This is a genomic window from Streptomyces sp. NPDC012888, from assembly GCF_042900645.1.
Lineage (GTDB): Bacteria > Actinomycetota > Actinomycetes > Streptomycetales > Streptomycetaceae > Streptomyces.
The window spans coordinates 133,191-153,233 of the sequence record NZ_JBIBBM010000013.1; the positions used below are offsets into that span (position 1 = coordinate 133,191).

The window sequence follows — 20,043 nt, forward strand, 5'->3', positions numbered from 1 at the left end:
CGGTCTACAGGCCGTAGCGGCGGGCCGACTCCTCCTCCTGGGCCAGGCGGTGCAGCGCGCGCAGCACCGGCTGGAAGAGGATCGTCGAGGCGACGGCCAGCTCGACCTTCTCCGCTTCGTCGGGGTGCGCGTCGATCAGGTCGAGGTCGCGGACGGCGACCTGGTGCATCAGGCGTCCGTAGGGGGCGATCACCTCGGCGTCCCACGTGTAACCGAGCCTCATCAGCGTGGCCACCGCCACGACCAGCGAGCGGTGGACCGGCGAGAGGGGGGCCAGTTCGCGCGCGGTCTCCCAGCCGAGCGACACGAGCAACCTGTCCACCTCGGCGGCCGCCGCCGCCAGCGTCCGGTCCTCCTCCGGGTCGGTCCCCGGGCCCGTCGCCGGTTCCTGGGGGAGTGCCCACAGGGCCGCGCCGAGGCGGATGGTCCGACCCAGCGAGTCGTCGTCGATGTGCCGCAGCACCTCGCGGGCCCGGGCCACCGGGAGGCCGCCGACCTGGATCAGGGCGCGGATCAGGCGCAGCCGCCGTACGTGCGCCTCGTCGTACTCCGCGGTGGTGGCGCCGATCAGCCGGCCCGCCGGCAACAGCCCTTCCCGCAGGTAGTACTTGATGGTCGTGGTGGAGACGCCGCTCCGCTCGCTCAGTTCCGCCAACCGCATCTCTTGCGCCTTTCCTCGGAGAGCGTCACTATCCAATCATGCGGTTGTTGGAGAGCGCCGCTATCCAATACAGCGGAGGAGGACCGCGATGTCCGGGATGTTCGCCAGACCGAATCGGGGAAAGACCACCGCGGCGGCCGAGGGCGAGGTGGTGGTCCTGCTGATCGGCATGCGGATCAACCACTTCTGGGCGGTGCACCACTGGCTGCCGGTGCTCCTGGCCATGCCACGGATGCTCCGTGAGCTGGCCCGGGACCCCGGCCGGGGGCTCCTCGGCCACGTGCTGCTGCTGCCCAGCGGGTCCCCGCGCACGTACTACGTGGTCCAGTACTGGGAGTCCAAGGAGAAGCTCTACGCCTACGCCGCCGCGCCCGACATGTTCCACCACCGGGCGTGGGCGATGATCAACCGCAGGGAGCGGAGCGGTCGGGCGCGCGGGCACGTCGGGCTGTGGCACGAGGCGTACGTCGTCCCCGAGGGCTCGTACGAGTCGATCTACGCCGACATGCCGGCCTACGGGCTGGCGGCGGCCACGGGCGTGGTGCCCCTGGAGCGGCGCGGTCGCCGGGCGGCGGACCGCTTCGCCCACCGCTCGGGCGCCCCGGAGCGCCCGGCGGCCCCGGCGGGCCCCGACTGCGGCACGGCCCCCGGCCCCGCCGGCGCGGACGCGGCCCCCGGCCCCGCCGGTCAGGTCAGGTAGCGCAGCAGCACCACGCCGTTGCCGAAGGTCCGGGTGCCCGCCGGGCGGAGCGGGGTGCGGGCGTCCGAGACGGGGAAGAGCGGCTTGCCGCGGCCCAGCAGCACCGGGTGCACGTAGATCCGGAACTCGTCGATCAGGCCGTACCGCATGAAGGTGGCGGCCAGGTCGGCGCCGCCCAGGGCCAGGTCCCCGCCGGGCGCGGCCTTCAGCGCCTCGATCTCCGCCGGGTCCACGTGCCGGACCACCGTGGTGTTCCACTCGGTGTGGGCGGCCGGGTCCAGGGTGCGCGAGAAGACGTACTTAGGCATGGTCCGCCAGATGGCCGCGAACTCGGCGACCGCGGCGGGCGCGTCCGGGTCCTGGTCGGCCGTCGGCCAGTAGCCCGCCATCAGCTCGTGGCTGACGCGGCCGCTGAGGAACGCGCCCATCGGGGCGAGCTGTTCGTTGAAGTGGGCGTGCAGTTCCTCGTCGACCAGGTGCCAGTCGATCTCGCGGCCGGGCCCTTCGACGTAGCCGTCGACCGACACGGAGATCGGCATGATGATCCGTCCCATACGCGCCGAGGATAGGCGCCGGGGAGCCCGCCGCGGCGGCAGGACACCCGCACCGGTACCGTCGTGCCGTGGCCGGCCGAGCGAACGGAGAGCTGTGATGACCGCGTCCGAGAGCGAGCACGGGGGCGTGCGCGTCGCCAGGACCGGCCGCACCGGCCGGATCACCCTCGACCGGCCCCGCGCCCTCAACGCCCTCACGCACTCCATGGTGCGGGAGATCGCGGCGGCGCTCGACGCCTGGGAGCACGACCCCGAGGTCACCCAGGTCCTCGTCGACGGGGCCGGCGGCCGCGGCCTGTGCGCGGGCGGCGACGTCCGGGCCATCCACCGTGACGCCGCGGGCGGCGGCACCGGCACCGTCGCGTTCTGGCGGGACGAGTACCGCCTGAACGCCCGCGTCGCCCGCTATCCCAAGCCGTACGTCGCCTTCATGGACGGCATCGTCATGGGCGGCGGGGTCGGGATCTCGGCGCACGGCGGCGTACGCGTCGTCACCGAGCGGTCCCGCGTGGCCATGCCGGAGACGGGCATCGGCTTCGTGCCCGACGTCGGCGGCACCCACCTCCTCGGCCGCGCCCCCGGCGAACTGGGCCTGCACCTGGCGCTCACCGGCGACGCGGTCGGTGCCGCGGACGCCGTGCTGTGCGGGCTCGCCGACCAATTCGTACCCTCGGCGCGGCTGCCCGAGCTGGCCCGGGACCTCGCCGGGGCCGACGTCCACGAGGTCCTGCCCGAGTACGCCGAGCCGGCCGGGACGGGCGAACTGGCCTCCGCGCGCGCGTGGATCGACGCCTGCTACTGCGCCCCCACCGCGGAGGAGATCGTCGACCGGCTCCTCGGCCACGGGGACCCCGCCGCCAAGGAGGCCGCCGAGACGATCCTCGGCAGGTCCCCGACCGCGGTGAAGGTCACCCTGGCGTCGGTGCGGCGGGCGCGTGCCCTCGGCACCCTGGAGCGGGTGCTGGAACAGGAGTTCCGGGTGTCCTGCGCCGCCCTGGCCGGGCTGCCCGACCTGGTGGAGGGGATCAGGGCGCAGGTGATCGACAAGGACCGCCGGCCGCGCTGGAACCCCGCTTCCCTCACCGAGGTCGACGCCACCGCGGTGGCCCGGTTCACGGAAGCGCCGGAGGTCCCGGGCCCACCGCTCGGCCTTGCCGGAGCGTGAGGCCCGGGACCCCGGGGCGGCCGTACGCCGAACCCCCGCGCGGAGCCCTACGCGGAGATGTACTCCCGCAGGTGACGGGCGGTCAGCGTGTCGCTCTTGGCGACGAGTTCGGCCGGGGTGCCCTCGAACACCACCTGGCCGCCGTCGTGGCCGCCGCCCGGGCCGACGTCGATCAGCCAGTCGGCGTGCGCCATGACGGCCTTGCTGTGCTCGATCACGATGACGGTGTTGCCGTCGTCGACGAGCTGGTCCAGCAGGGCGAGCAGCTTGTCCACGTCCGCCATGTGCAGGCCGGTGGTCGGCTCGTCCAGGATGTAGGTCGAGGACTTCTCCGCCATGCTCACGGCCAGCTTGAGCCGCTGCCGCTCACCGCCCGACAGGGTGTTCAGCGGCTGGCCCAGCCGCAGGTAGGAAAGGCCGACGTCGACGAGGCGGCCGAGCACCGCCCCCGCCTGGCCGGTGGTGAAGAACTCCGCGGCCTCGGCGATGGACATGTCCAGCACCTCGCTGATGTTCTTCCCGCGGAGGGTGTACGTGAGCACCTCCGGGATGAACCGCTTGCCCTGGCACTCCTCGCAGACCGAGGCGACGCCGGCCATCATCGTCAGGTCGGTGTAGACGAGCCCGATGCCGTTGCAGTTCGGGCAGGCGCCCGCCGAGTTGGCGCTGAACAGGGCGGGCTTGACGCCGTTGGCCTTGGCGAAGGCGTTCCGGACGGAGTTCAGCAGGCCCGAGTACGTCGCGGGGTTGGACCGGCGGGAGCCGCGGATCGGCGACTGGTCGGCCACCACCACCCCTTCCCGGCCCGCCAGGTGGCCGTGGATGAGGGAGCTCTTGCCCGCTCCGGCCACGCCGGTGACCACGGTCAGCACGCCCATCGGCACCTCGACGCTGACGTCCTTGAGGTTGTTCAGGGTGGCGCCCTTGATGGACAGGGTGCCGCGCGGCTCACGGACCCGCTCGCGCAGCGGTGTGCGGTGCTCCAGGTGCCGTCCGGTCAGGCTGTCGGAGGCGCGCAGGCCGGCCACGTCGCCGCTGTAGCAGATCCGCCCGCCGGCACTGCCGGCGCCGGGGCCGAGGTCCACGACGTGGTCGGCGATCGCGATGACCTCCGGCTTGTGCTCCACCACCAGGACGGTGTTGCCCTTGTCGCGCAGCCGCAGCAGCAGGTCGTTCATCTGCTGGATGTCGTGCGGGTGCAGGCCGGTGGTGGGCTCGTCGAAGACGTACGTGACGTCGGTGAGCGAGGAGCCGAGGTGGCGGACCATCTTGACGCGCTGCGTCTCGCCGCCGGACAGGGTGTTGACCGGGCGGTCCAGGCTCAGGTAGCCCAGGCCGATCTCCACCAGCGAGTCCAGGTGGCCGCGCAGGCTGGACAGCAGCGGCGCCACGCGCGCGTCGTCGAAGCCGCGGACGAACTCGGCCAGGTCGCTGATCTGCATGGCCGCGCACTGGGCGATGTTCACCCCGTTGATCTTGCAGGACAGCGCGGCCTTGGTGAGGCGGGTGCCCTCGCACTCCGGGCAGGTGGCGAAGACGACGGCGCGGTCCACGAAGGCGCGGATGTGCGGCTGCATCGACTCGCGGTCCTTGGCGAGGAAGGTCCGCTTGACCTTGGTGACCAGGCCCTCGTAGGTGAGGTTGTTGGGGCCGACCTTCACCTTCACCTGGTCCTTGTGCAGGAAGTCGGCCCACTCCTGCTCGGTGAAGTCCTTCAGCTTCTTGTCCGGGCTGAAGAAGCCGGAGTTGGCGATGACCTGCCACTGCCAGGAGTCCACGGCGTGGCCGGGGACCGTGATGGCGCCCTCCTTGAGGGAGAGCTCGCGGTCCACCAGCTGGTCGACGTCGATCTCGGAGACCTCGCCCATGCCCTCGCAGTGCGGGCACATGCCGTCGGGGCTGTTGAAGCTGAACATGCTGGACAGGCCGATGTGCGGGGTGCCGAGGTGGCTGTAGATGATCCGCAGCATGGCGTAGGTGTCGGTGGCGGTGCCGACGGTGGAGCGGGAGGTGGACCCCATGCGCTCCTGGCCGACCACGATGGCGGCGCTGAGGTTGTGCAGTCCGTCCACGTCCGGGCGGCCCAGGCTGGGCAGGAAGGACTGGATGAAGGCGGCGTACGTCTCGTTGATCAGCCGCTGCGACTCGGCGGCGATCGTTCCGAAGACCAGCGAGGACTTGCCGGAGCCGGAGACGCCGGTGAAGACGGTCAGTCGACGCTTGGGGATGTCCACGGAGACGTTCGCGAGGTTGTTCTCGCGGGCTCCGCGGACCTGGATGACCTGGTGGCTGTCGGCGAGGCTCAAGCCTGGGCTCCTTCGATGTGGACGGTGGTCCCGTCGGGGTCGGTGACCAGGAATAGCCGCCTGCCCCCGAGGCTGGTCGGAGGGGTGGTGGAGGCAGGCATGCCGTCGACGGCTGGTGGTAACGCGGTGGTGATGGCGGTGATGGTCTGCACGTAGTGCCTTCGTCGATCGGTGGCTCTCTCGTACTTTCTCTCTACATTGTACAGTATACGTTGTATAGAAATTTTTCCGAGCGTGGAGGAAGGGGCGCGGCCCGTGGGTAAGGACCGAAGCGGAGGGGCCGGCGACCCGGCCCGCACCCTCGAACTGCTGTGGCGCGAGCCCGCCGGTCCCGCGCCGGCGGAACGCGCCCCGGGCCGCCGCGGCCCCCGGCAGGGGCTGAGCGTGGACGCCGTGGTGGACGCCGCCACCGAGCTGGCCGACGCCGAGGGGCTGGACGCGCTGACCATGCGGGCCCTCGCCCAGCGGCTCGGCGTCACCCCGATGACCCTCTACACCTACGTCCCGGGCAAGGCCGAGCTCCTCGACCTGATGCTGGACCAGGCCTACCGGCGGATGGCGCGCCGCGCCACCGGCCCCGGCGACCCGTGGCGGCAGCGCGTCACCCGCGTCGCCGAGGACAACCGCGACCTGCTCGCCCGGCATCCCTGGGTGACCGAACTGGCCGTCACCCGGCCCCCGATGGGCCCCGGCGTCATCGACAAGTACGCCCACGAGCTGGCCGCCTTCGACGGGATCGGCCTGCCGGACCTGGAGATGGACGCGGCCCTGACCCATCTGCTGTCCTTCGTCCACGCCGCCGTCCGGGCGGCGGCCCAGGCCGCCGAGCACAACAGGCGGCTGAGCGACGAGGACTGGTGGACGGCGACCGCCCCTGTCCTGCGGCGCGTGGTGAAGTCCGAGAACCACCCGCTCGCGTCCCGCGTCGGTACCGCGGCCGGCGCCTACAACCCCCAGTTCGCCTGGGAGTTCGGCCTGCGCTGCGTCCTGGACGGCATCGCCTCACGCCTGCCGCGCGAGTGACCCGCGGCGGCTCCCGTCAGCGGTAGCCGGCGGTGTCCGCCGGAAGGCCCGGGTCCTGCACCTCGACCAGGTAGCGCCAGGCGTCCGGGCGGCTGCCGTCCAGGTCGGTGAACCCGTAGACCCGGGCCAGCTGGCCGCTCGACAGGGACCGGCCGTTCCAGCGGGCCACCTCCGGGTCGGCGGCCAGCGCCGCCACCGCCCGGCCGACGTAGCGCGGGGACTCGGAGATGGCGAAGTGCGGCACCTTCTCCGTGGCGTCCCGCCAGTTCGCCTCCGTCACCCCGTAGTGCTCCAGCATGATCTCCGACCGCAGCCAGCCCGGGGTCAGCGCCACCGCGGTCGCCCCCCGCGGCCCCAGCTCGTGGCCCAGCGAGAACGCCATCCGCAGCACCGAGGACTTCGCCAGGTCGTAGAAGAACGACACCCGGTAGTTCTCCCGGTTGTACTCCTCGGTGCCATCCGTCATCTCCACCACCAGCCCGCCCGGCCGGCGCAGCAGCAGGGGCAGCGCGAAGTGGCTGGTCACCGCATGGGTCTCGACCGCCAGCCGCAGCAGCCGCAGCCCGTTGTCCAGGTCGTGCTCCCAGACCGGGGCCTCCCACTCGAACAGCTTCTCGCCGCCCCAGATGTCGTTCACCAGGACGTCGAGCCCGTCCTGCTCGGCCTCGATCCGCCGCACCAGGGCCTCCACCTGATCCGGCACCAGGTGGTCGCAGACCACCGGGACCCCGAGCCCGCCCGCCGCCGTGACCAGCTCGGCGGTCTCCTCCACCGTCTCCGGCCGGTCGTACTCCGACCGGCCCGCCGCCCGCGAACTGCGCCCGGTGACGTACACCGTCGCCCCCGCCGCGCCCAGCTCCACCGCGACACCCCGGCCCGCGCCCCGGGTGCCCCCGGCCACCAGTGCCACTTTGCCCGCAAGAGTTCCGGTCATGTTCCGACCCTACGCCCGGGGGCCGTCCGTACGGCCCGGATCGGGCCCGTCCGCCGCCCGGGGCAGGAAACGGCCGGACTTGAGGGCGAGCTGGGCGGCGAGGTGGGCGGGGGCGTCGTCGGGGCGCATCCGGGTCAGCGCCACCATCGCGGTGATGATGGTGTCGGCGACCTCGTCGTGCACGTCCTGCCAGGTGTGCGAGTCGCCCTTGCGCGGGTTGGTGCCGCGCGCGCCGATCACCGCCTGGGCCGCCTCGCCGAACTCCTCGCCGATCTTCAGGACCTGGAGGGTCCACTGCTCCTCGACGGACACGCCGCGCGCGGCGTCCCGCTCCTCGAAGGCGGCGGCCAGGGCGGCGATCGTCTTCCAGACCTCGTCCATCGCGGCGGTTCTCTCCGATCGTGACCGAGTGGATCCCGAGTATCCCGAGTATCCCGAGTGGTCCTGCCTGCTCCTGCTCCCGCCCGCCCTACCGGCCAGGGCGGGCCCCGCGGTCCGACCCCGACCACCGGTAGAGGGGCGCGCTGCGGCCGCCGTCGACCGTGACGTACCGACCGGTGAACTCGAAGAGCTCGCGCCGGCCGTGGTGCTCCACGGCCAGCTGCCCGGGGACGCCCGCAGCCGCGACGAGCGCGGTGGCGGGCAGCCCCGCGGGGCCGCCGCGCAGGGCGACCAGGAGGGACGGGAGCGGGGGTGCGGTTTCGCTCATGGCGGGGGGATCTCCGGCTGGGGAAGGGGGCGCGTACGACTATAAGTACCCATAGTTGGTGTCTTGTTCGCACCGGGATCGGCCCGGACCACGACGGCCCCTCCCCGCCCGTCACGCCAGCGTCGGCGCCGGCGGCACCCACCGCCCCGTGCGCGACGGCTTCACCCCGTACTCGGCCTTCAGTTCCGCCGGGATCGCGTGGTGCATCACCCGGCCCCGGGTCAGCGAGGCCAGCTCGAACGAGGTCACCAGCGAACCCGCCTTGTCCAGCGCCCACTCGGCGAGCGGACTGCTGTCCTCGATGGTCTCCAGCAGCCCGAGCACCACCGGCACCGCCCTGGCCGCCGCGTCCCACGGCCCGCGGGGGATCTCCAGCCAGTCCGCGATGGTGTCGCCGACCAGGAAGCGGATCGTGGCGGGCACCACCGGGTCGAAGAAGGTGCCCGGGACGACGTCCTCGTACAGCCGCATCAGCTGGGCGTTCAGCCGCACCCCGTCCGCCGACGGGCCGAGGTTGCGCAGCAGGTACAGGTCGGCGAACGCCCGGGCCTCGGCCAGGTCGCGCGGCACCTGCTCCATGTCGCAGCCCAGCATCGCGCCGACCACCCGCCAGGCGTAGAAGTAGGCCTCCGCGCCCTCCTCGCTCATGTGCACGCCCAGCCGGTGCATGGCGTCCAGCACCAGCAGCGAGAAGCAGATCTGGCCGCCGATCATGTCCTCCTGGGACAGCGGCATGCCGTCCGCGGCGACGTCCCAGTGGCCGCCCTCGCGCAGGTGGTGACGGACGGCGGCGTGCAGCAGGCGGACCTTCTGCACGGCCGGGATGAACTTGCTGCCCTCCTCGAAGGCGTTGGTCTGCATCAGGTAGGTGACGAACTGGCCGGTGTTCGCCATCCGCCGCGAGGGGTAGTCCATCGAGTGGGTGGAGGCCAGCAGCCGCGACACCCTGGGGATGGCGTAGGTGGCGGGCATCGCCGCGAAGGACAGGCCGGTGTTGATGTGCGCCGCGTTGTCCATGAAGAACAGCCGGGCCTGCTCCATCACGTCCCAGTCCACCCACTCGGGCGGCATGGCGGTCGCCTCGAAGTACTCGGCCGCGGCGGCCGGCAGCTTCTCGGGCAGCTGGTGCCCGGCGGTGCTGAAGAACCGCATGAGGGTGTTGAAGTTCGCGACCTCCTTGCGCGCGAACAGCTTCGCCACCGTCCCGTCGGCCAGCGGATCGCCCTGGCCGCGCAGCCGGTCGAGCACCGCGTCGTCGTACGTCGCCTTCATGGCAGTGTCGTCCATCTCCGTCGTTCCCGGTTCCTCGGTCATCTCCGCCACCCTCAGTACGACCGTTCCGTCGCCGTGGCGGCCAGCTCGCGCAGAGCCACCCGCGCCTCGTACGGCACGGGCACGCCCTCCAGCGCGTCCTGGGCGCGGCGCACCCGCTCCCGCACCATCTCCTCGACCCGCCGTCGGGCCCCGCACCGCTCCATCAGCTCCCGCACGGACGCCGCCTCCGCCTCGCCGAGGTCGGCGCGGCCCACGTGCTTGGCCAGCAGCCGCCGTTCGTCCTCCGTGGCCGCCTCGGTGGTCAGGGCGAGCAGTGCGGTCGGTTTGCCGTCCCGCAGGTCGTCCAGGTTGGACTTGCCGGTGACGGCCGGGTCGCCGAAGGTGCCCAGCAGGTCGTCGTGGAGCTGGAACGCCTCGCCGAGCGGCAGCCCGTACGCGGTGCACGCCTGGAGCAGCGCCCGGGAGCCGCCGCCGAGGGTGACCCCCAGCTGGAGGGGCCGCTCGACCGTGTACTTCGCGGTCTTGAACCGGGCCACCTCCAGCGACTCGGCGACCTTCGGCGCCCGGGCGGCCGGGGCGTCGGTGCGCAGCACCTCCAGGAACTCCCCGGCCACCGTCTCCCGCAGCAGCTCCGACCAGAGCGGCACGGTCCGGGCCAGGTAGGCGCCCGGCAGCCCGCACGAGGTGAAGACGTGCCCGGCGTAGCCCATCAGCAGGTCGCCCAGCATCATCGCCAGGGCGGTGGAACGGTGACCGGCGGCACCGAACGCGGCGTGCGCGGTGAGCTGCCCGTGCCGCATCCGGCTGTCGTCGATGATGTCGTCGTGGGTGCAGGCGGCCGCGTGGACGAGTTCCATCGCCGCGGCCGCCCGGATCGCCCCGTCGCAGTCCGGCTGCCCGGCCGCGCGCCACCCCCAGTACAGGAACGCGGCCCGCAGCCGCTTGCCGCGGGCCAGGGAGCGGCGCAACTGCTCGGACAGCGGGTGGAGTTCGGCGTGGAGGCCGAGCAGGGCGGCCTCCTCCTCGTCGGCGAGCTCCACCAGGACGCCGTCGATGCGCTGCTTGAGGACGGCGTGGTCAAGCACGGGGGCCGGCCTTCCGCGCGGCCCGCTGGGCCATGGCCTCCAGGTAGTTGTCGGAGCCGCCGCCCATCCGCTGGGTGGCCAGCTCGCCGCGCTTGCGGAGCTCCACCACCCCGTCGGTGAGCAGCTCGCGCAGGTCGGCGCGGCGCATCACGTCGTGGGCGCGGTCGGAGGACTGCTTTAACTGCTCGATCGCCAGATCGGCCACCCCGGCCACGAGGTGGGCCAGCAGCTCCAGCGTCCCGGTGGGGCTGAACCCGCCGTCGCCGGACGGGCCTGGCGCACCGGCCGCCCCCGCGGTCCCGTCGGCGGGTCGCTCCCGGTCGGTCTCGGACATCGTCGGTCCACTCCTGTTCCCTGGTGCCCGCGCTCGTACGGGCATCGGAAGGGGCGGCCCGCCGGACACCGCCGCGGACCGCCCCTGATCGACTTCGGCAAAGTGAACCCAGCCGCCGTCCGTACCACCAAGCGGCGGGCGGGCTCCTCCCCCTCACGAGTGGTGGGATTACCGCTTACGGGTGAAGCCGGCGCCCCGGAGCGCGGCCGCGACGGCGGACGCCTCCTCGTACGGGTCGCCGGCCGGTGCGGTGCGGTGCGCCGTGGTGCGGCGCGCCCACTCCTCCTCGTGCGCGTGCCAGTCGACCGCGCGCGGGGCGGTGCCGGTGCGCAGGGCGTCCTCCAGGGTGCGGAAGTACAGCGCCCAGCGCGGGGCGTACAGCTCCTCGACCAGTCCGGCCCATTCGCGGTTGGCGTAGTCGTGCAGGAAGCCGCCCTCGCTGGTGCCGCGCGGCCCCCACACGCTGAGGATCGAGCGGGCGTCGTACTCGTGGCGGTCGCGCTCGGCCTCGTCGGCGCCGGCGGCGCGGGCCGCCGCCAGCCAGGGGCCCAGCAGGAAGTGCGGGTCGGCGCCGACGACCCGGGCCAGCCGGCGTTCGGCGTCCTGCCACTGCCCGACCAGCTCGCGGAACCGGGCCAGGTCCTTCGCCTCGTACGCGGCCTTGATCCGCGGCAGCAGTACCCGCGAATGGTTGGCGAGGGCCTGCCGGGCGGTGTCGGTGAGGTCGAAGCGGTAGGCGGAGGAGGAGCGCAGCGCCGGGTCGACGTCGAGCAGGTGCTCCAGCGCCCGCAGCACTGACTCCGCGGGATAGCGCATCGACTGGGGGCTCCAGTGGGCCGCGCCCTTCGCGCTCAGCGAGGGCCGGGCCGTGAACAGGCTGTCCTGCGACTCCGACCACAGCCCGGACGAGGTCGCGTACGGGCCCTTGCGGAGCTCCTCCCAGGCGGCGGCCGCGGCCGGGTCGGGGCGGCCGTACCGGCGGGCCGCGAAATCGGCGAACCACTGCCGGTGGTCGATCGTCCCCGGTTCCCACGCCAGATCGGTGAACAGGTCGAAGGCGGCCGGGTTGGTGCCGGTGGCCTCCGGCAGGTAGGCGGTGCCGGCCAGCGCGCTGCCCGTCTTGTCCCGCCAGGGCCCGAACCGCTCCAGCCACACGGAGGTGTTGGCTCCGATCGTGGTGTGCCCGCCGAAGTTGTAGATGGTGCCCATGGCGTAGGGGGCGCCGCCCCAGCGGGCCTCCCGGTCCAGCCGGTTGTACCGGTCGGACAGCCCGTCGAGGATCAGCAGCCGGGAGGTGTCCACCCCGGCCAGCAGCTCGGCCGTCGGATCGTCCTGCCAGCCCAGCACGGCCCACAGCGCGCCGGGGTGGGCCGCGTCCAGGGCCCGCTGCACCGCCCCGGCGGCCGCCCGCACGTCGACCGTGCCGGTCAGCCCACCCTCGTGCAGCGGGCTCATCCGGTACATGGTGCTGTCGCCGAACGCGGCGCGCTGCTCCGCGTAGTAGGCGGCGGCCAGCCGGGGGAAGGCCGCCGAGGCCGGGTCCAGCCAGTCGGGCCGGGCGAAGCCCGCCCAGTCGCCCTGGGGGACGGTCGCCGCGTCCGGGTTGCGGGTGGCGAAGCCGGGCGGGACCGTGCCGAAGTAGCCGGGCAGGACCGGGGTCATGCCCAGGGCCCGCAGGTGGTCGGCGACCCGGCGGCCGGTGTCGGCGCGCTGGCGCAGCAGGCGCTCGCCGACGGGCCCGCCGAAGCCGCTGAGGTTCTGCAGCAGCCACCAGCTCTGGTGGCCGGGGGCCGGGATCCACGCGCGCAGCTCCTCGGCGGTGTAGCCGAAGCCCTGGAGGGCGCGGTAGTACGGCCACTCGGCGCCGACCTGCACGAACACCTCGTTGATGCCGTGCAGCGCCATGAGGTCGATCTGCCGCCGGTGTTCCTCGAAGGTGCGGTACGGGCCGGAGTACCCGTCGTCGGTGTCGTTGAGGGCGTACCGGTGCGGCACCCGCGCGGTACGGGTCACCGGTTCCGGTACGGCGGGCAGCACGTCCGGCAGCCGCCCCAGGCTGTCGCCGGGCCAGCCGACGTCCACGCCCGCGACGTGCTGGAGGTACCAGCCGACGCCGGTCAGCTGGGCGGCCGGGGTGTTGGCCCGTACGGTGACGGCGCCGGCGGTGCCGGAGACGGTGAAGGCGTCCTGGCCGGCCGCCCCGGGCTCCGCGGCCTCCAGGGTGAACTGGGCGGCGTGGCGGGGCAGCAGGCGCCGCAGCGCCTCCCGGGCCGGCGCCGGGTCGAACCCGGGCACGTCGGCCCGCCCGGTCCGGGGGGCGGACGGAGCGGCGGCCGGCCCGGGGTCGCCGGCGGCCGGGCCGGGCACGGTCCCCAGCCCCAGCGCGGCCAGTACGGCGGCGAGCAGCACGGCGGCCGGCCGGGCCCGGCGGCGGAGCACCGGGCGGGACGGCGGGCCCGACGCGCTGCCGGAAGCGCCCCCGGAAGCGCCCCCGGGAGCGCCGCCGGAAGCGCCGCCGGTCACATGGGCGGTGTCGTGGGCGGTTTCGTGAGTGGCCATCAGACGGGCAGCGCCCAGGTCTGGTCCACGCGGTGGTCACCGCAGGGGGACATCCGCAGGGCCGGCTCGGTGGCGTCCGGGACGGCCGCGGCGGCGGGTGCCTCCAGGCAGCTCCCGTCGTGCCCGTCGGCGACCAGGGCGCCGTTGCGGCCGTGCCGCCACAGCGCGCCCGGTGCCTGGTCGGCGCCGTTCCCGGCACAGTCCTCCAGGGTGACCGAGCCGTCCGCGTCGGCCGTCAGGCAGTGCCCGAGCAGGCGCAGGGTCCGGTCCGGGGCCAGGGTCCACCGCTGGTCGGCGCCGCCCGTGCAGGGGGACAGCACCACGGTCCCCACGCCGGTGGTGTTCTCGCCGTCGGCGCACCGCATGGCGTCGCCGGTGATCTGGCCGGTGGGCACCGGCTCGGCGCAGCCGCGGGGGCTCAGCCGCCAGACGGCCGTGCCGTGGGCGGGGATCCGCGCCGTCAGGGCGTCGGAGACCGTCCGGGAGGTGCCCGTCCACAGGTCGGTGGCGTCCACCGTGCAGGCGGGCAGGCCGACGTCGGCGAGCGGGACCCGTACGTCCACGGCGGCCGAGGAGCGGTTCAGCACGGCGACGGCCCGGTCGCCGTCGGCCAGCGGGCGGGCCAGCACGTCGCGGGTGCCGTCGGTGGAGACCACCCCGGCCTGGCGGCCCATCGGGTCCTGGTCCAGCTCGATCAGGGCGTCGTTCTTCAGCGCGGCCAGGCCGGCGGCGCTGATCCGCGACACCTCGGAGGACAGGATGAACGGCGAGGCCATCATCGCCCAGAGGGCGACCTGGCTGCGGCTCTCCTCGTCGGTGAGGCCCGGAGCCCCCGCGATCAGGAAGTCGGGGTCGTTCCAGTTGCCCGGGCCGGAATGGCGGGCCAGCCAGCGGTTGTAGCCGTAGTTGCCGAGGACCGAACTCCACCGAGAGGTCGCCGGGGACTTCGGGTTGTAGACCTTGATGTCCCGGCCCTCGCGCCACAGCTGGCCGGTGTCACCGACCCAGCCGAGCACCTTGTGCCAGTCGGGGCCGCCCCATTCGCCCTGCTGGAAGTAGGCGGGCGCGGAGGCCGAGAGGACCATGTCCCGGCCGCTGGCGCGCAGCGCCCGGGCCACCGCGTGGTAGGCGTCCCGGTAGGCCTGCTCCTTGGTCTTCCCGGGCGGCACCCACATGTTGCAGCCGTCCATCTTGACGTAGTCGACCTTCCAGGACGCGAAGAGCCGGGCGTCCTGTTCGAAGTGGTCGGCGCCGCCGCCCTCGGGGGTGCCGCTGCCTGGGTAGCGCTCGCAGGTCAGGTACCCGGCGTCCTGGTAGATGCCGAACTTCAGGCCGCGCGCGTGCAGGTACTCGCCCAGCCACGCCATGCCGCGCGGGAACTTCACCGGGTCGACCACCAGGTCGCCGGCCCCGTCCCGGCTCTTGGTCATCCAGCAGTCGTCGACCGTCACCGTGTCGTAGCCCTTGGCGGCCAGGCCCGACGAGACCAGGGCGTCGGCGTTGGCCAGCACCTTCTGCTCGTCGATGTCGCACATGTAGTGCGCCCAGTTGTTCCAGCCCATGGGCGGGGTCAGGGCGAGCGGGTTGTCCGAGGTCGCGGTGGGCTCGGCCACCGCCGGCGCGGCGGCGAGGGATACGGCGATCAGGGCGGCGGCGGTGAGGCAGCCGGGGAGCGCACGCAGGCGAGACGGCACGGGGACTCCTTGACGTGAGGGGCGTACCGACAGGGCTGTCGTGCGCACAGTGCAGCGAGGCGACGACACACTGTCAACGAAAGCCGGGTCATGTCGCCGTTCGGCGGCGGATAACCCCCGTATGGGGGAGCGCGCGGCGGCGCGAGGCTTCGATACGCCGTCTGTTACGGTGTATCTCATGCCGCGCACCTCACCCGCGCTCGAACGGGCCACCCCCCGGGCCATCGCCGACGCGGCCCTCCGCCTCATCGACGAGGAGGGCCCGGCCGCCCTCAGCTTCCGCACCCTCGCCGCCCGCCTGGACGTCTCCCACGCCACCGTCCAGCGCCGCTGCACCGACCTCGCCGGCCTGCTCGACCTCTGCACCGAACACCTCGCCCGCCGCCTCCCCGAAGTGCCCGCCGGAACCGGCTGGGCCGAGGCCACCGAGCTCCGCTTCACCGCCCTCTACCGCCTGCTCACCGCGCACCCCGGCCTGCTCGCGCTGCGCGGCGGCCGGCCGTGGACGGGCCGGCAGCTGCTGGCCCGCCTGGTGGAACCCCAGCTCGCCGACAGCATCGCCGCGGGCATGACCCCGGCCGAGGCCATGACCGTCTACCGGCGGATGTACCTCCTCACCCTCGGCTGCGCCGCCTTCGTGGACCACCGCGACCCCGCCGCCGCCACCGCCCACACCCGGACCGCCCTCGCCGCCCTCGACCCGGACGAGTTCCCCGCACTCACCGCCGACGTCCCCGGCCTGCTCCCCGTCATGACCGACCACGAGGTCTACCACGGCGCCCTGCGCCAGCTCATCGAAGCCGCCCGTCCCGCCTCCTGAACCGGAGCCCCCGATGGAACAGCAGCTCGACCCCGCCGCCGTCCGCGCCGCAGCGGCCCGGATCGCCGGACACACCCGCCCCGCCGCCGTCGCCCCCGCCGGGCCGGGCGTCTGGTACGCCCTGGAACACCTCCAGCACACCGGCTCCTTCAAGGCGCGCGGCGCCCACAACTTCCTCGCCGCCCACGCCGGGGCGGGCGCCCTGCCCGCCGCCGGCGTCACCATCGCCTCCGGCGGCAACGCCGGACTGGCCTGCGCCTGGGCCGCCCGCACCCACGGCGTACCGGCCACCGTGTTCCTGCCCGCCGCCGCCCCGCGGGTCAAGGTCGACCGGCTCCGCGGCTACGGCGCCGACGTCCGGCTGGTGGGGGAGACGTACGCCGAAGCCCTCGACGCCTGCCAGGAGTTCGCGGCCCGCAGCGGCGCCCTGAGCAGCCACGCCTACGACCACCCCCTCGTCGCGGCCGGAGCCGGCACCCTGTTCGAGGAGATCCGCGCCGCCCTCCCCGGGCTGGACGCGCTGGTCGTCGCGGTCGGCGGCGGCGGCCTGTTCGCCGGACTGGCCACCGCCGCCCGGGAGCACGGCGTACGCATCCTGGCCGCCGAACCGGAGAACTGCCGGGCCCTGAACGCCGCCCTGGAGGCCGGCCGCGTCGTCGACGTCCCCGTGGCCTCCGTCGCCGGCGACTCCCTCGGCGCCCCCCGGGTCTCCGCCGACGCCCTCCGCGCCGCCCGGCACCCCGACGTCGAATCCGTGCTCGTCCCCGACACCGCCATCACCGCAGCCCGCCGCGCCCTGTGGGAGGAACACCGGCTGGTCGTCGAGAACGGCGCCGCCACCGCCCTCGCCGCCCTGCGCACCGCCCCCGCCCCGCCGGGCGAGCGGGTCGCCGTCGTCCTGTGCGGGGCCAACACCGACCCCCGGGACCTCTGAGCACCCGGCCGGTCCGCGTCGCCGCGCGGATCCGGCCACCGGTGCCCGGGTGCTGTTGACGCACCCCCCGATGCGGCGGAGCGTGGCAGCGCTCTCCGGCCCGGCGGCCGGAACCACCGAAGGAGGGCGGCACCGATGACCCGTTCGCACCTGGCCCGAACCGCCGTGGCCGCACTGCTGGCCGGCGCGCTGACCACCCTCCCCGCATGCGGGATCGGCGGCCCGGAGGAGGTCGGCGAGGCCCGGCGCACCGGCCGCGTCGCCGGAGCGATCACCTTCCGCACCCTCCAGCTCAAACCCGTCTTCACCGGGTACGTCGAGGACGTCATCGAGGCCTTCGAGCGCAGGTACCCGGAGGTGGACGTCACATGGGAGGACGTACCGGGCGACGGCTACAACGAGAAACTCGTCGCCGACGCCCGGGCCGGCACCCTGCCCGACGTGGTCAACCTCTCCACCGACTCCTTCCAGCTGCTCGCCGACCGAGGCATGCTCGCCGACGTCGCCGCACTCGACCCCCAGCTCGCCGCCCAGTACGTGCCCGGGGCCTGGGAGCAGTTCAAACTCCCCGGCAGGGGCGACGCCGTGTACGCCTACCCCTGGTACGTGACCCCGGAGATCCTCACCTACAACCGGGAGCTGTTCGAACGGGCCGGCCTGGACCCGGACCGGCCGCCGGTCACCGTGGAGCAGTTCTTCGACTACGCCGAGCAGATCGCCACCAGGTCCGGCGGCCGCTTCTCCGCCTTCATGGCCGACCCGCGGGGCCGCCTGCCCGGCGACTGGCAGAAGATGGGCATCCCGCTCCTCAACGAGCGGCGGGACGCCTTCACCTTCGACACCGACCGCGCCGTCGCCTGGGTCGAACGGATGAAGGAGCTGTACGACATGGGCGCCATGCCCAAGGAGTCACTGCTGAAGGCGGACGACGTCAACCAGCTCTACGGCGCCGGCCGCATCGCCTTCGGCCCCGGCTCCCCGGGCTTCGTCAAGGACGTCAAGCGCAACTCCCCCCAGGTGTACGCCCGTACCCAGGTCGCCGGCGCGGTCACCGGCACCCTCGGCCACATCGGCGTGTACGCCCAGTCGCTGGGCGTCCGCAAGGACACCCGGCACCCGGACGCGGCCGCCGAGTTCGCCGCGTGGGTCACCAACGGCCCCAACCAGGTGGCCTTCTCCCGGCGGGCCACCATCTACCCCTCCCACGCGCGGGGCCTGGACGACCCCTACTTCTCCGACCGCGGCGACGGGCGGGACGCCGAGACGCTGGCCCGCGCGATCGGCGCCGAACAGCTCAGGACCGCCGCGCTGGACGCCAACACCCCCGTGGAGTGGACCAGTCAGGTCGGCGACGCCGTCGTGCGCGAGGTGCAGAAGGCGATCGGGGGCGAGCAGGACGCCAGGACCGCGGTCCGGAAGGCCCAGCAGGAGGCGAACCGGATCCTCGCGCACACGGCCGGGCGATGACGGCCCGCGGTGCGGCCGGCCGCGGCGCGACCGACCGGCGCCTTACCGACCGCGGTGCGGCCGGCCGCGGCGCGACCGACCGGCGCCTTACCGACCGCGGTGCGGCCGGCCCCGGCCCGGCCGGCCGCCGCCGGTGGGCGCCCTACCTGTTCCTCGCGCCCGGCCTGGCCCTGGTGGTGCTGTTCTCGCTGTGGCCGTTCGTCAACACCGTCGTACTGTCCCTGACCGACGCCCGGATCCTCCGCGGCGGCCGCTTCGTCGGCCTCGCCAACTACGAGCGGGCCTTCGCGGACCCCGACTTCTGGCTGGCCGCGGGCAACAGCGTGCTCTACCTGGCCGTCGTCGTCCCGGCCCTGGTGCTCCTGCCGCTGGCCCTCGCCGTCCTGGTCCGGCGCGAGATCCCCGGCATCGGCTTCTTCAGGTCCGCCTTCTACACCCCGGTCATCGCCTCGGCCGTGGTCGTCGGCCTGATCTGGCAGTGGCTGCTGCGCAGCGACGGCCTGGTCAACACGGTCTTCCTGAAGCTGAGCCTGGTGTCCGAGCCGGTGCCGTTCCTGACCGACGCGACCATGCTGCTCGTCTCCGCGATGATCGTGACCGTGTGGAAGGGCCTCGGCTACTACATGGTCTTCTACCTGGCGGCCCTGGGGAACGTACCGCCCGCCCTGTACGAGGCCGCCGCCCTGGACGGCGCCGGCCCCCTGCGCCGCTTCCTCAGCATCACCGTCCCCCAGGTGAAACCGATGATGATGCTGGTCGGCACCCTCTCGTCGATCTCCGCGCTCCGGGTCTTCACCGAGGTCTACGTCCTCGGCGGCGAGAGCGGCGGCCCCGGCGGCGGCGCCCGCACCCTGCCCTTCCTCATCCGCCAGGTCGGCCTCGGCTACTCCGGGGAGACCGGCTACGCCGCCGCGATCTCCCTGCTGCTGTTCCTGCTCACCCTCGTCTTCAGCCTCCTGGGACGGCGGCTGGCCCGGGGGGACGAGCCGTGAGCCCCCGCCTGGCCGGCCGCTACCTGGTCCTGGGCCTGACGCTGGTGGTGATGACCGGCCCGATCGTCTGGCAGTTCCTCACCTCGCTGCGCGGCCGTACCGAGAACGTCTACGCCGGGGTGCTGCCGTCCGAACCCACCCTGGACAACTACGCCCGGGTCGCCGAGTCCTTCCCGCTGCTCCAGTACGTGGGCAACACCCTCGTCGTCGCGGCCCTGGCCGTCACCTCCAACCTGCTGTTCGCCTCGATGGGCGGCTACGCCCTCTCCCGGCCCGGCTGGAAGGGCCGCAAGGCGGTCTTCACGGTGCTCGTCGCCACCCTGATGTTCCCCTTCGAGTCCGTGATGGTCTCGATGTTCCTCACGGTCCGCGACCTGGGTCTGGTGGACACCCTGGCCGGGGTCTGGCTGCCCGGAGCCGTCTCCGTGCTCAACATCATGATCATGCGGGCGGCGTTCCTGGCCGTGCCCGCGGAGCTGGAGGAGGCGGCCGTCCTGGACGGCGCCGGCGAATGGGCCCGTTTCACGCGGGTCTTCCTCCCCTCCGCCCGCGGCGCGCTCGCCGTCGTGTGCATCACCAGCTTCATGGGCGCATGGGACGACTTCCTGTGGCCGCTGCTCGTGCTCACCGACAGCGACCACTACACCCTCCAGCTGGGGCTGAAGACCCTGGCCGGCGCCACCACCGTCAACGACCAGCGGCTGACAGCGGCCGGAGCGATCGCCGCCCTCGCCCCGATGGTCGTCCTCTTCTTCGCCCTCCAGCGTTTCTTCTTCGACGGGGTCGGCGAAGGCGCCGTCAAGACCTGACCCCCGGATCCGATCCCGACAT

The 20,043-nt window shown here is 73.5% G+C and carries 20 protein-coding genes; 8 read left to right on the forward strand and 12 right to left on the reverse strand.

Translation table 11 applies throughout. The annotated features are described in order from the left end of the window. Window positions 1-4: 4 nt before the first annotated feature. The gene (locus ACFY61_RS22830) at window positions 5-661 is read right to left on the reverse strand and encodes a MerR family transcriptional regulator (RefSeq protein ID WP_389474571.1); all 657 of its coding nucleotides are present in this window, start codon (window positions 659-661) and stop codon (window positions 5-7) included. A 97-nt stretch (window positions 662-758) separates the two neighbouring features. Here ACFY61_RS22830 and ACFY61_RS22835 point away from each other — a divergent pair, with 97 nt between their 5' ends. Next, window positions 759-1,361, forward strand: a complete 603-nt coding sequence (locus ACFY61_RS22835) for a DUF4188 domain-containing protein (protein ID WP_389474702.1) — start codon at window positions 759-761, stop codon at window positions 1,359-1,361. On the opposite strand, the gene ACFY61_RS22840 is transcribed toward ACFY61_RS22835, so the two are convergent. After that, window positions 1,349-1,915: a dihydrofolate reductase family protein gene (locus tag ACFY61_RS22840; RefSeq protein ID WP_389474572.1), complete on the reverse strand. Its 567-nt coding sequence runs from the start codon at window positions 1,913-1,915 to the stop codon at window positions 1,349-1,351. The genes ACFY61_RS22835 and ACFY61_RS22840 overlap by 13 nt on opposite strands. Before the next feature lie 97 nt (window positions 1,916-2,012). On the opposite strand from ACFY61_RS22840, the gene ACFY61_RS22845 reads away from it, so the two are divergent. Beyond that, window positions 2,013-3,080, forward strand: a complete 1,068-nt coding sequence (locus tag ACFY61_RS22845) for an enoyl-CoA hydratase/isomerase family protein (RefSeq protein ID WP_389474573.1) — start codon at window positions 2,013-2,015, stop codon at window positions 3,078-3,080. A gap of 47 nt (window positions 3,081-3,127) precedes the next feature. Here the strand turns inward: ACFY61_RS22845 and ACFY61_RS22850 are convergent, their stop codons facing one another. Both ACFY61_RS22850 and ACFY61_RS22855 read right to left on the reverse strand, forming a co-directional pair. Next, window positions 3,128-5,386, reverse strand: a complete 2,259-nt coding sequence (locus ACFY61_RS22850) for an ATP-binding cassette domain-containing protein (protein WP_389474574.1) — start codon at window positions 5,384-5,386, stop codon at window positions 3,128-3,130. Then, the gene (locus ACFY61_RS22855) at window positions 5,383-5,538 is read right to left on the reverse strand and encodes a hypothetical protein (RefSeq protein WP_389474576.1); all 156 of its coding nucleotides are present in this window, start codon (window positions 5,536-5,538) and stop codon (window positions 5,383-5,385) included. Before ACFY61_RS22855 ends, ACFY61_RS22850 begins: the two co-directional genes overlap by 4 nt. Before the next feature lie 103 nt (window positions 5,539-5,641). Between ACFY61_RS22855 and ACFY61_RS22860 the strand changes: the two genes are divergently transcribed. Continuing rightward, window positions 5,642-6,409, forward strand: a complete 768-nt coding sequence (locus ACFY61_RS22860) for a TetR/AcrR family transcriptional regulator (RefSeq protein ID WP_389474577.1) — start codon at window positions 5,642-5,644, stop codon at window positions 6,407-6,409. Window positions 6,410-6,425: 16 nt separating this feature from the next. On the opposite strand, the gene ACFY61_RS22865 is transcribed toward ACFY61_RS22860, so the two are convergent. From ACFY61_RS22865 to ACFY61_RS22900, 8 genes are all read right to left on the reverse strand, one after another. Further along, window positions 6,426-7,343, reverse strand: a complete 918-nt coding sequence (locus tag ACFY61_RS22865; protein WP_389474579.1) for an SDR family oxidoreductase — start codon at window positions 7,341-7,343, stop codon at window positions 6,426-6,428. Between the two features lie 9 nt (window positions 7,344-7,352). Beyond that, the gene (locus tag ACFY61_RS22870) at window positions 7,353-7,724 is read right to left on the reverse strand and encodes a MazG-like family protein (protein WP_389474580.1); all 372 of its coding nucleotides are present in this window, start codon (window positions 7,722-7,724) and stop codon (window positions 7,353-7,355) included. Window positions 7,725-7,812: 88 nt separating this feature from the next. Then, window positions 7,813-8,052, reverse strand: a complete 240-nt coding sequence (locus ACFY61_RS22875; protein WP_389474582.1) for a DUF5988 family protein — start codon at window positions 8,050-8,052, stop codon at window positions 7,813-7,815. Between the two features lie 111 nt (window positions 8,053-8,163). Next, window positions 8,164-9,366: an oxygenase MpaB family protein gene (locus tag ACFY61_RS22880; protein ID WP_389474584.1), complete on the reverse strand. Its 1,203-nt coding sequence runs from the start codon at window positions 9,364-9,366 to the stop codon at window positions 8,164-8,166. A gap of 11 nt (window positions 9,367-9,377) precedes the next feature. Next, window positions 9,378-10,412 (reverse strand): polyprenyl synthetase family protein, encoded by a 1,035-nt coding sequence (locus tag ACFY61_RS22885; protein ID WP_389474586.1) that lies wholly within the window; start codon window positions 10,410-10,412, stop codon window positions 9,378-9,380. After that, window positions 10,405-10,746, reverse strand: coding sequence for a hypothetical protein (locus tag ACFY61_RS22890; protein WP_389474587.1), 342 nt, complete (start codon window positions 10,744-10,746; stop codon window positions 10,405-10,407). The genes ACFY61_RS22885 and ACFY61_RS22890 overlap by 8 nt, the downstream gene beginning before the upstream one ends. A 168-nt stretch (window positions 10,747-10,914) precedes the next feature. Further along, a complete protein-coding gene (locus ACFY61_RS22895) occupies window positions 10,915-13,305 on the reverse strand; it encodes an alpha-N-acetylglucosaminidase (RefSeq protein WP_389474588.1) in 2,391 nt (796 codons plus the stop codon). Continuing rightward, window positions 13,305-14,999, reverse strand: a complete 1,695-nt coding sequence (locus ACFY61_RS22900; protein WP_389474590.1) for a ricin-type beta-trefoil lectin domain protein — start codon at window positions 14,997-14,999, stop codon at window positions 13,305-13,307. The genes ACFY61_RS22895 and ACFY61_RS22900 overlap by 1 nt, the downstream gene beginning before the upstream one ends. 178 nt (window positions 15,000-15,177) lie before the next feature. Between ACFY61_RS22900 and ACFY61_RS22905 the strand changes: the two genes are divergently transcribed. The 5 genes from ACFY61_RS22905 (at window position 15,178) to ACFY61_RS22925 (ending at window position 20,021) form a co-directional block, all read left to right on the forward strand. Beyond that, a complete protein-coding gene (locus ACFY61_RS22905; RefSeq protein WP_389474592.1) occupies window positions 15,178-15,819 on the forward strand; it encodes a TetR/AcrR family transcriptional regulator in 642 nt (213 codons plus the stop codon). A gap of 13 nt (window positions 15,820-15,832) precedes the next feature. Further along, window positions 15,833-16,753, forward strand: a complete 921-nt coding sequence (locus ACFY61_RS22910) for a serine/threonine dehydratase (RefSeq protein ID WP_389474593.1) — start codon at window positions 15,833-15,835, stop codon at window positions 16,751-16,753. A gap of 135 nt (window positions 16,754-16,888) precedes the next feature. Continuing rightward, a complete protein-coding gene (locus ACFY61_RS22915) occupies window positions 16,889-18,220 on the forward strand; it encodes an ABC transporter substrate-binding protein (protein ID WP_389474594.1) in 1,332 nt (443 codons plus the stop codon). After that, entirely contained in the window at window positions 18,217-19,212 is a 996-nt protein-coding gene (locus ACFY61_RS22920) for a carbohydrate ABC transporter permease (protein ID WP_389474596.1), read from the forward strand. The genes ACFY61_RS22915 and ACFY61_RS22920 overlap by 4 nt, the downstream gene beginning before the upstream one ends. Further along, window positions 19,209-20,021 carry a carbohydrate ABC transporter permease gene (locus tag ACFY61_RS22925; protein ID WP_389474598.1) on the forward strand — a complete coding sequence of 271 codons (813 nt, stop codon included), beginning with the start codon at window positions 19,209-19,211 and terminating at the stop codon, window positions 20,019-20,021. Before ACFY61_RS22920 ends, ACFY61_RS22925 begins: the two co-directional genes overlap by 4 nt. Window positions 20,022-20,043 lie beyond the last annotated feature (22 nt).

Excerpts from the sequence above, each read along its gene's own strand:
- ACFY61_RS22905 (WP_389474592.1), top strand. The coding sequence starts at position 15,178 with ATGCCGCGCACCTCACCCGCGCTCGAACGGGCCACCCCCCGGGCCATC.
- ACFY61_RS22875 (WP_389474582.1), bottom strand. The coding sequence starts at position 8,052 with ATGAGCGAAACCGCACCCCCGCTCCCGTCCCTCCTGGTCGCCCTGCGC.
- ACFY61_RS22915 (WP_389474594.1), top strand. The coding sequence starts at position 16,889 with ATGACCCGTTCGCACCTGGCCCGAACCGCCGTGGCCGCACTGCTGGCC.
- ACFY61_RS22865 (WP_389474579.1), bottom strand. The coding sequence starts at position 7,343 with ATGACCGGAACTCTTGCGGGCAAAGTGGCACTGGTGGCCGGGGGCACC.
- ACFY61_RS22880 (WP_389474584.1), bottom strand. The coding sequence starts at position 9,366 with ATGACCGAGGAACCGGGAACGACGGAGATGGACGACACTGCCATGAAG.
- ACFY61_RS22830 (WP_389474571.1), bottom strand. The coding sequence starts at position 661 with ATGCGGTTGGCGGAACTGAGCGAGCGGAGCGGCGTCTCCACCACGACC.
- ACFY61_RS22890 (WP_389474587.1), bottom strand. The coding sequence starts at position 10,746 with ATGTCCGAGACCGACCGGGAGCGACCCGCCGACGGGACCGCGGGGGCG.
- ACFY61_RS22840 (WP_389474572.1), bottom strand. The coding sequence starts at position 1,915 with ATGGGACGGATCATCATGCCGATCTCCGTGTCGGTCGACGGCTACGTC.
- ACFY61_RS22870 (WP_389474580.1), bottom strand. The coding sequence starts at position 7,724 with ATGGACGAGGTCTGGAAGACGATCGCCGCCCTGGCCGCCGCCTTCGAG.
- ACFY61_RS22920 (WP_389474596.1), top strand. The coding sequence starts at position 18,217 with ATGACGGCCCGCGGTGCGGCCGGCCGCGGCGCGACCGACCGGCGCCTT.
- ACFY61_RS22895 (WP_389474588.1), bottom strand. The coding sequence starts at position 13,305 with ATGGCCACTCACGAAACCGCCCACGACACCGCCCATGTGACCGGCGGC.
- ACFY61_RS22910 (WP_389474593.1), top strand. The coding sequence starts at position 15,833 with ATGGAACAGCAGCTCGACCCCGCCGCCGTCCGCGCCGCAGCGGCCCGG.
- ACFY61_RS22845 (WP_389474573.1), top strand. The coding sequence starts at position 2,013 with ATGACCGCGTCCGAGAGCGAGCACGGGGGCGTGCGCGTCGCCAGGACC.
- ACFY61_RS22835 (WP_389474702.1), top strand. The coding sequence starts at position 759 with ATGTTCGCCAGACCGAATCGGGGAAAGACCACCGCGGCGGCCGAGGGC.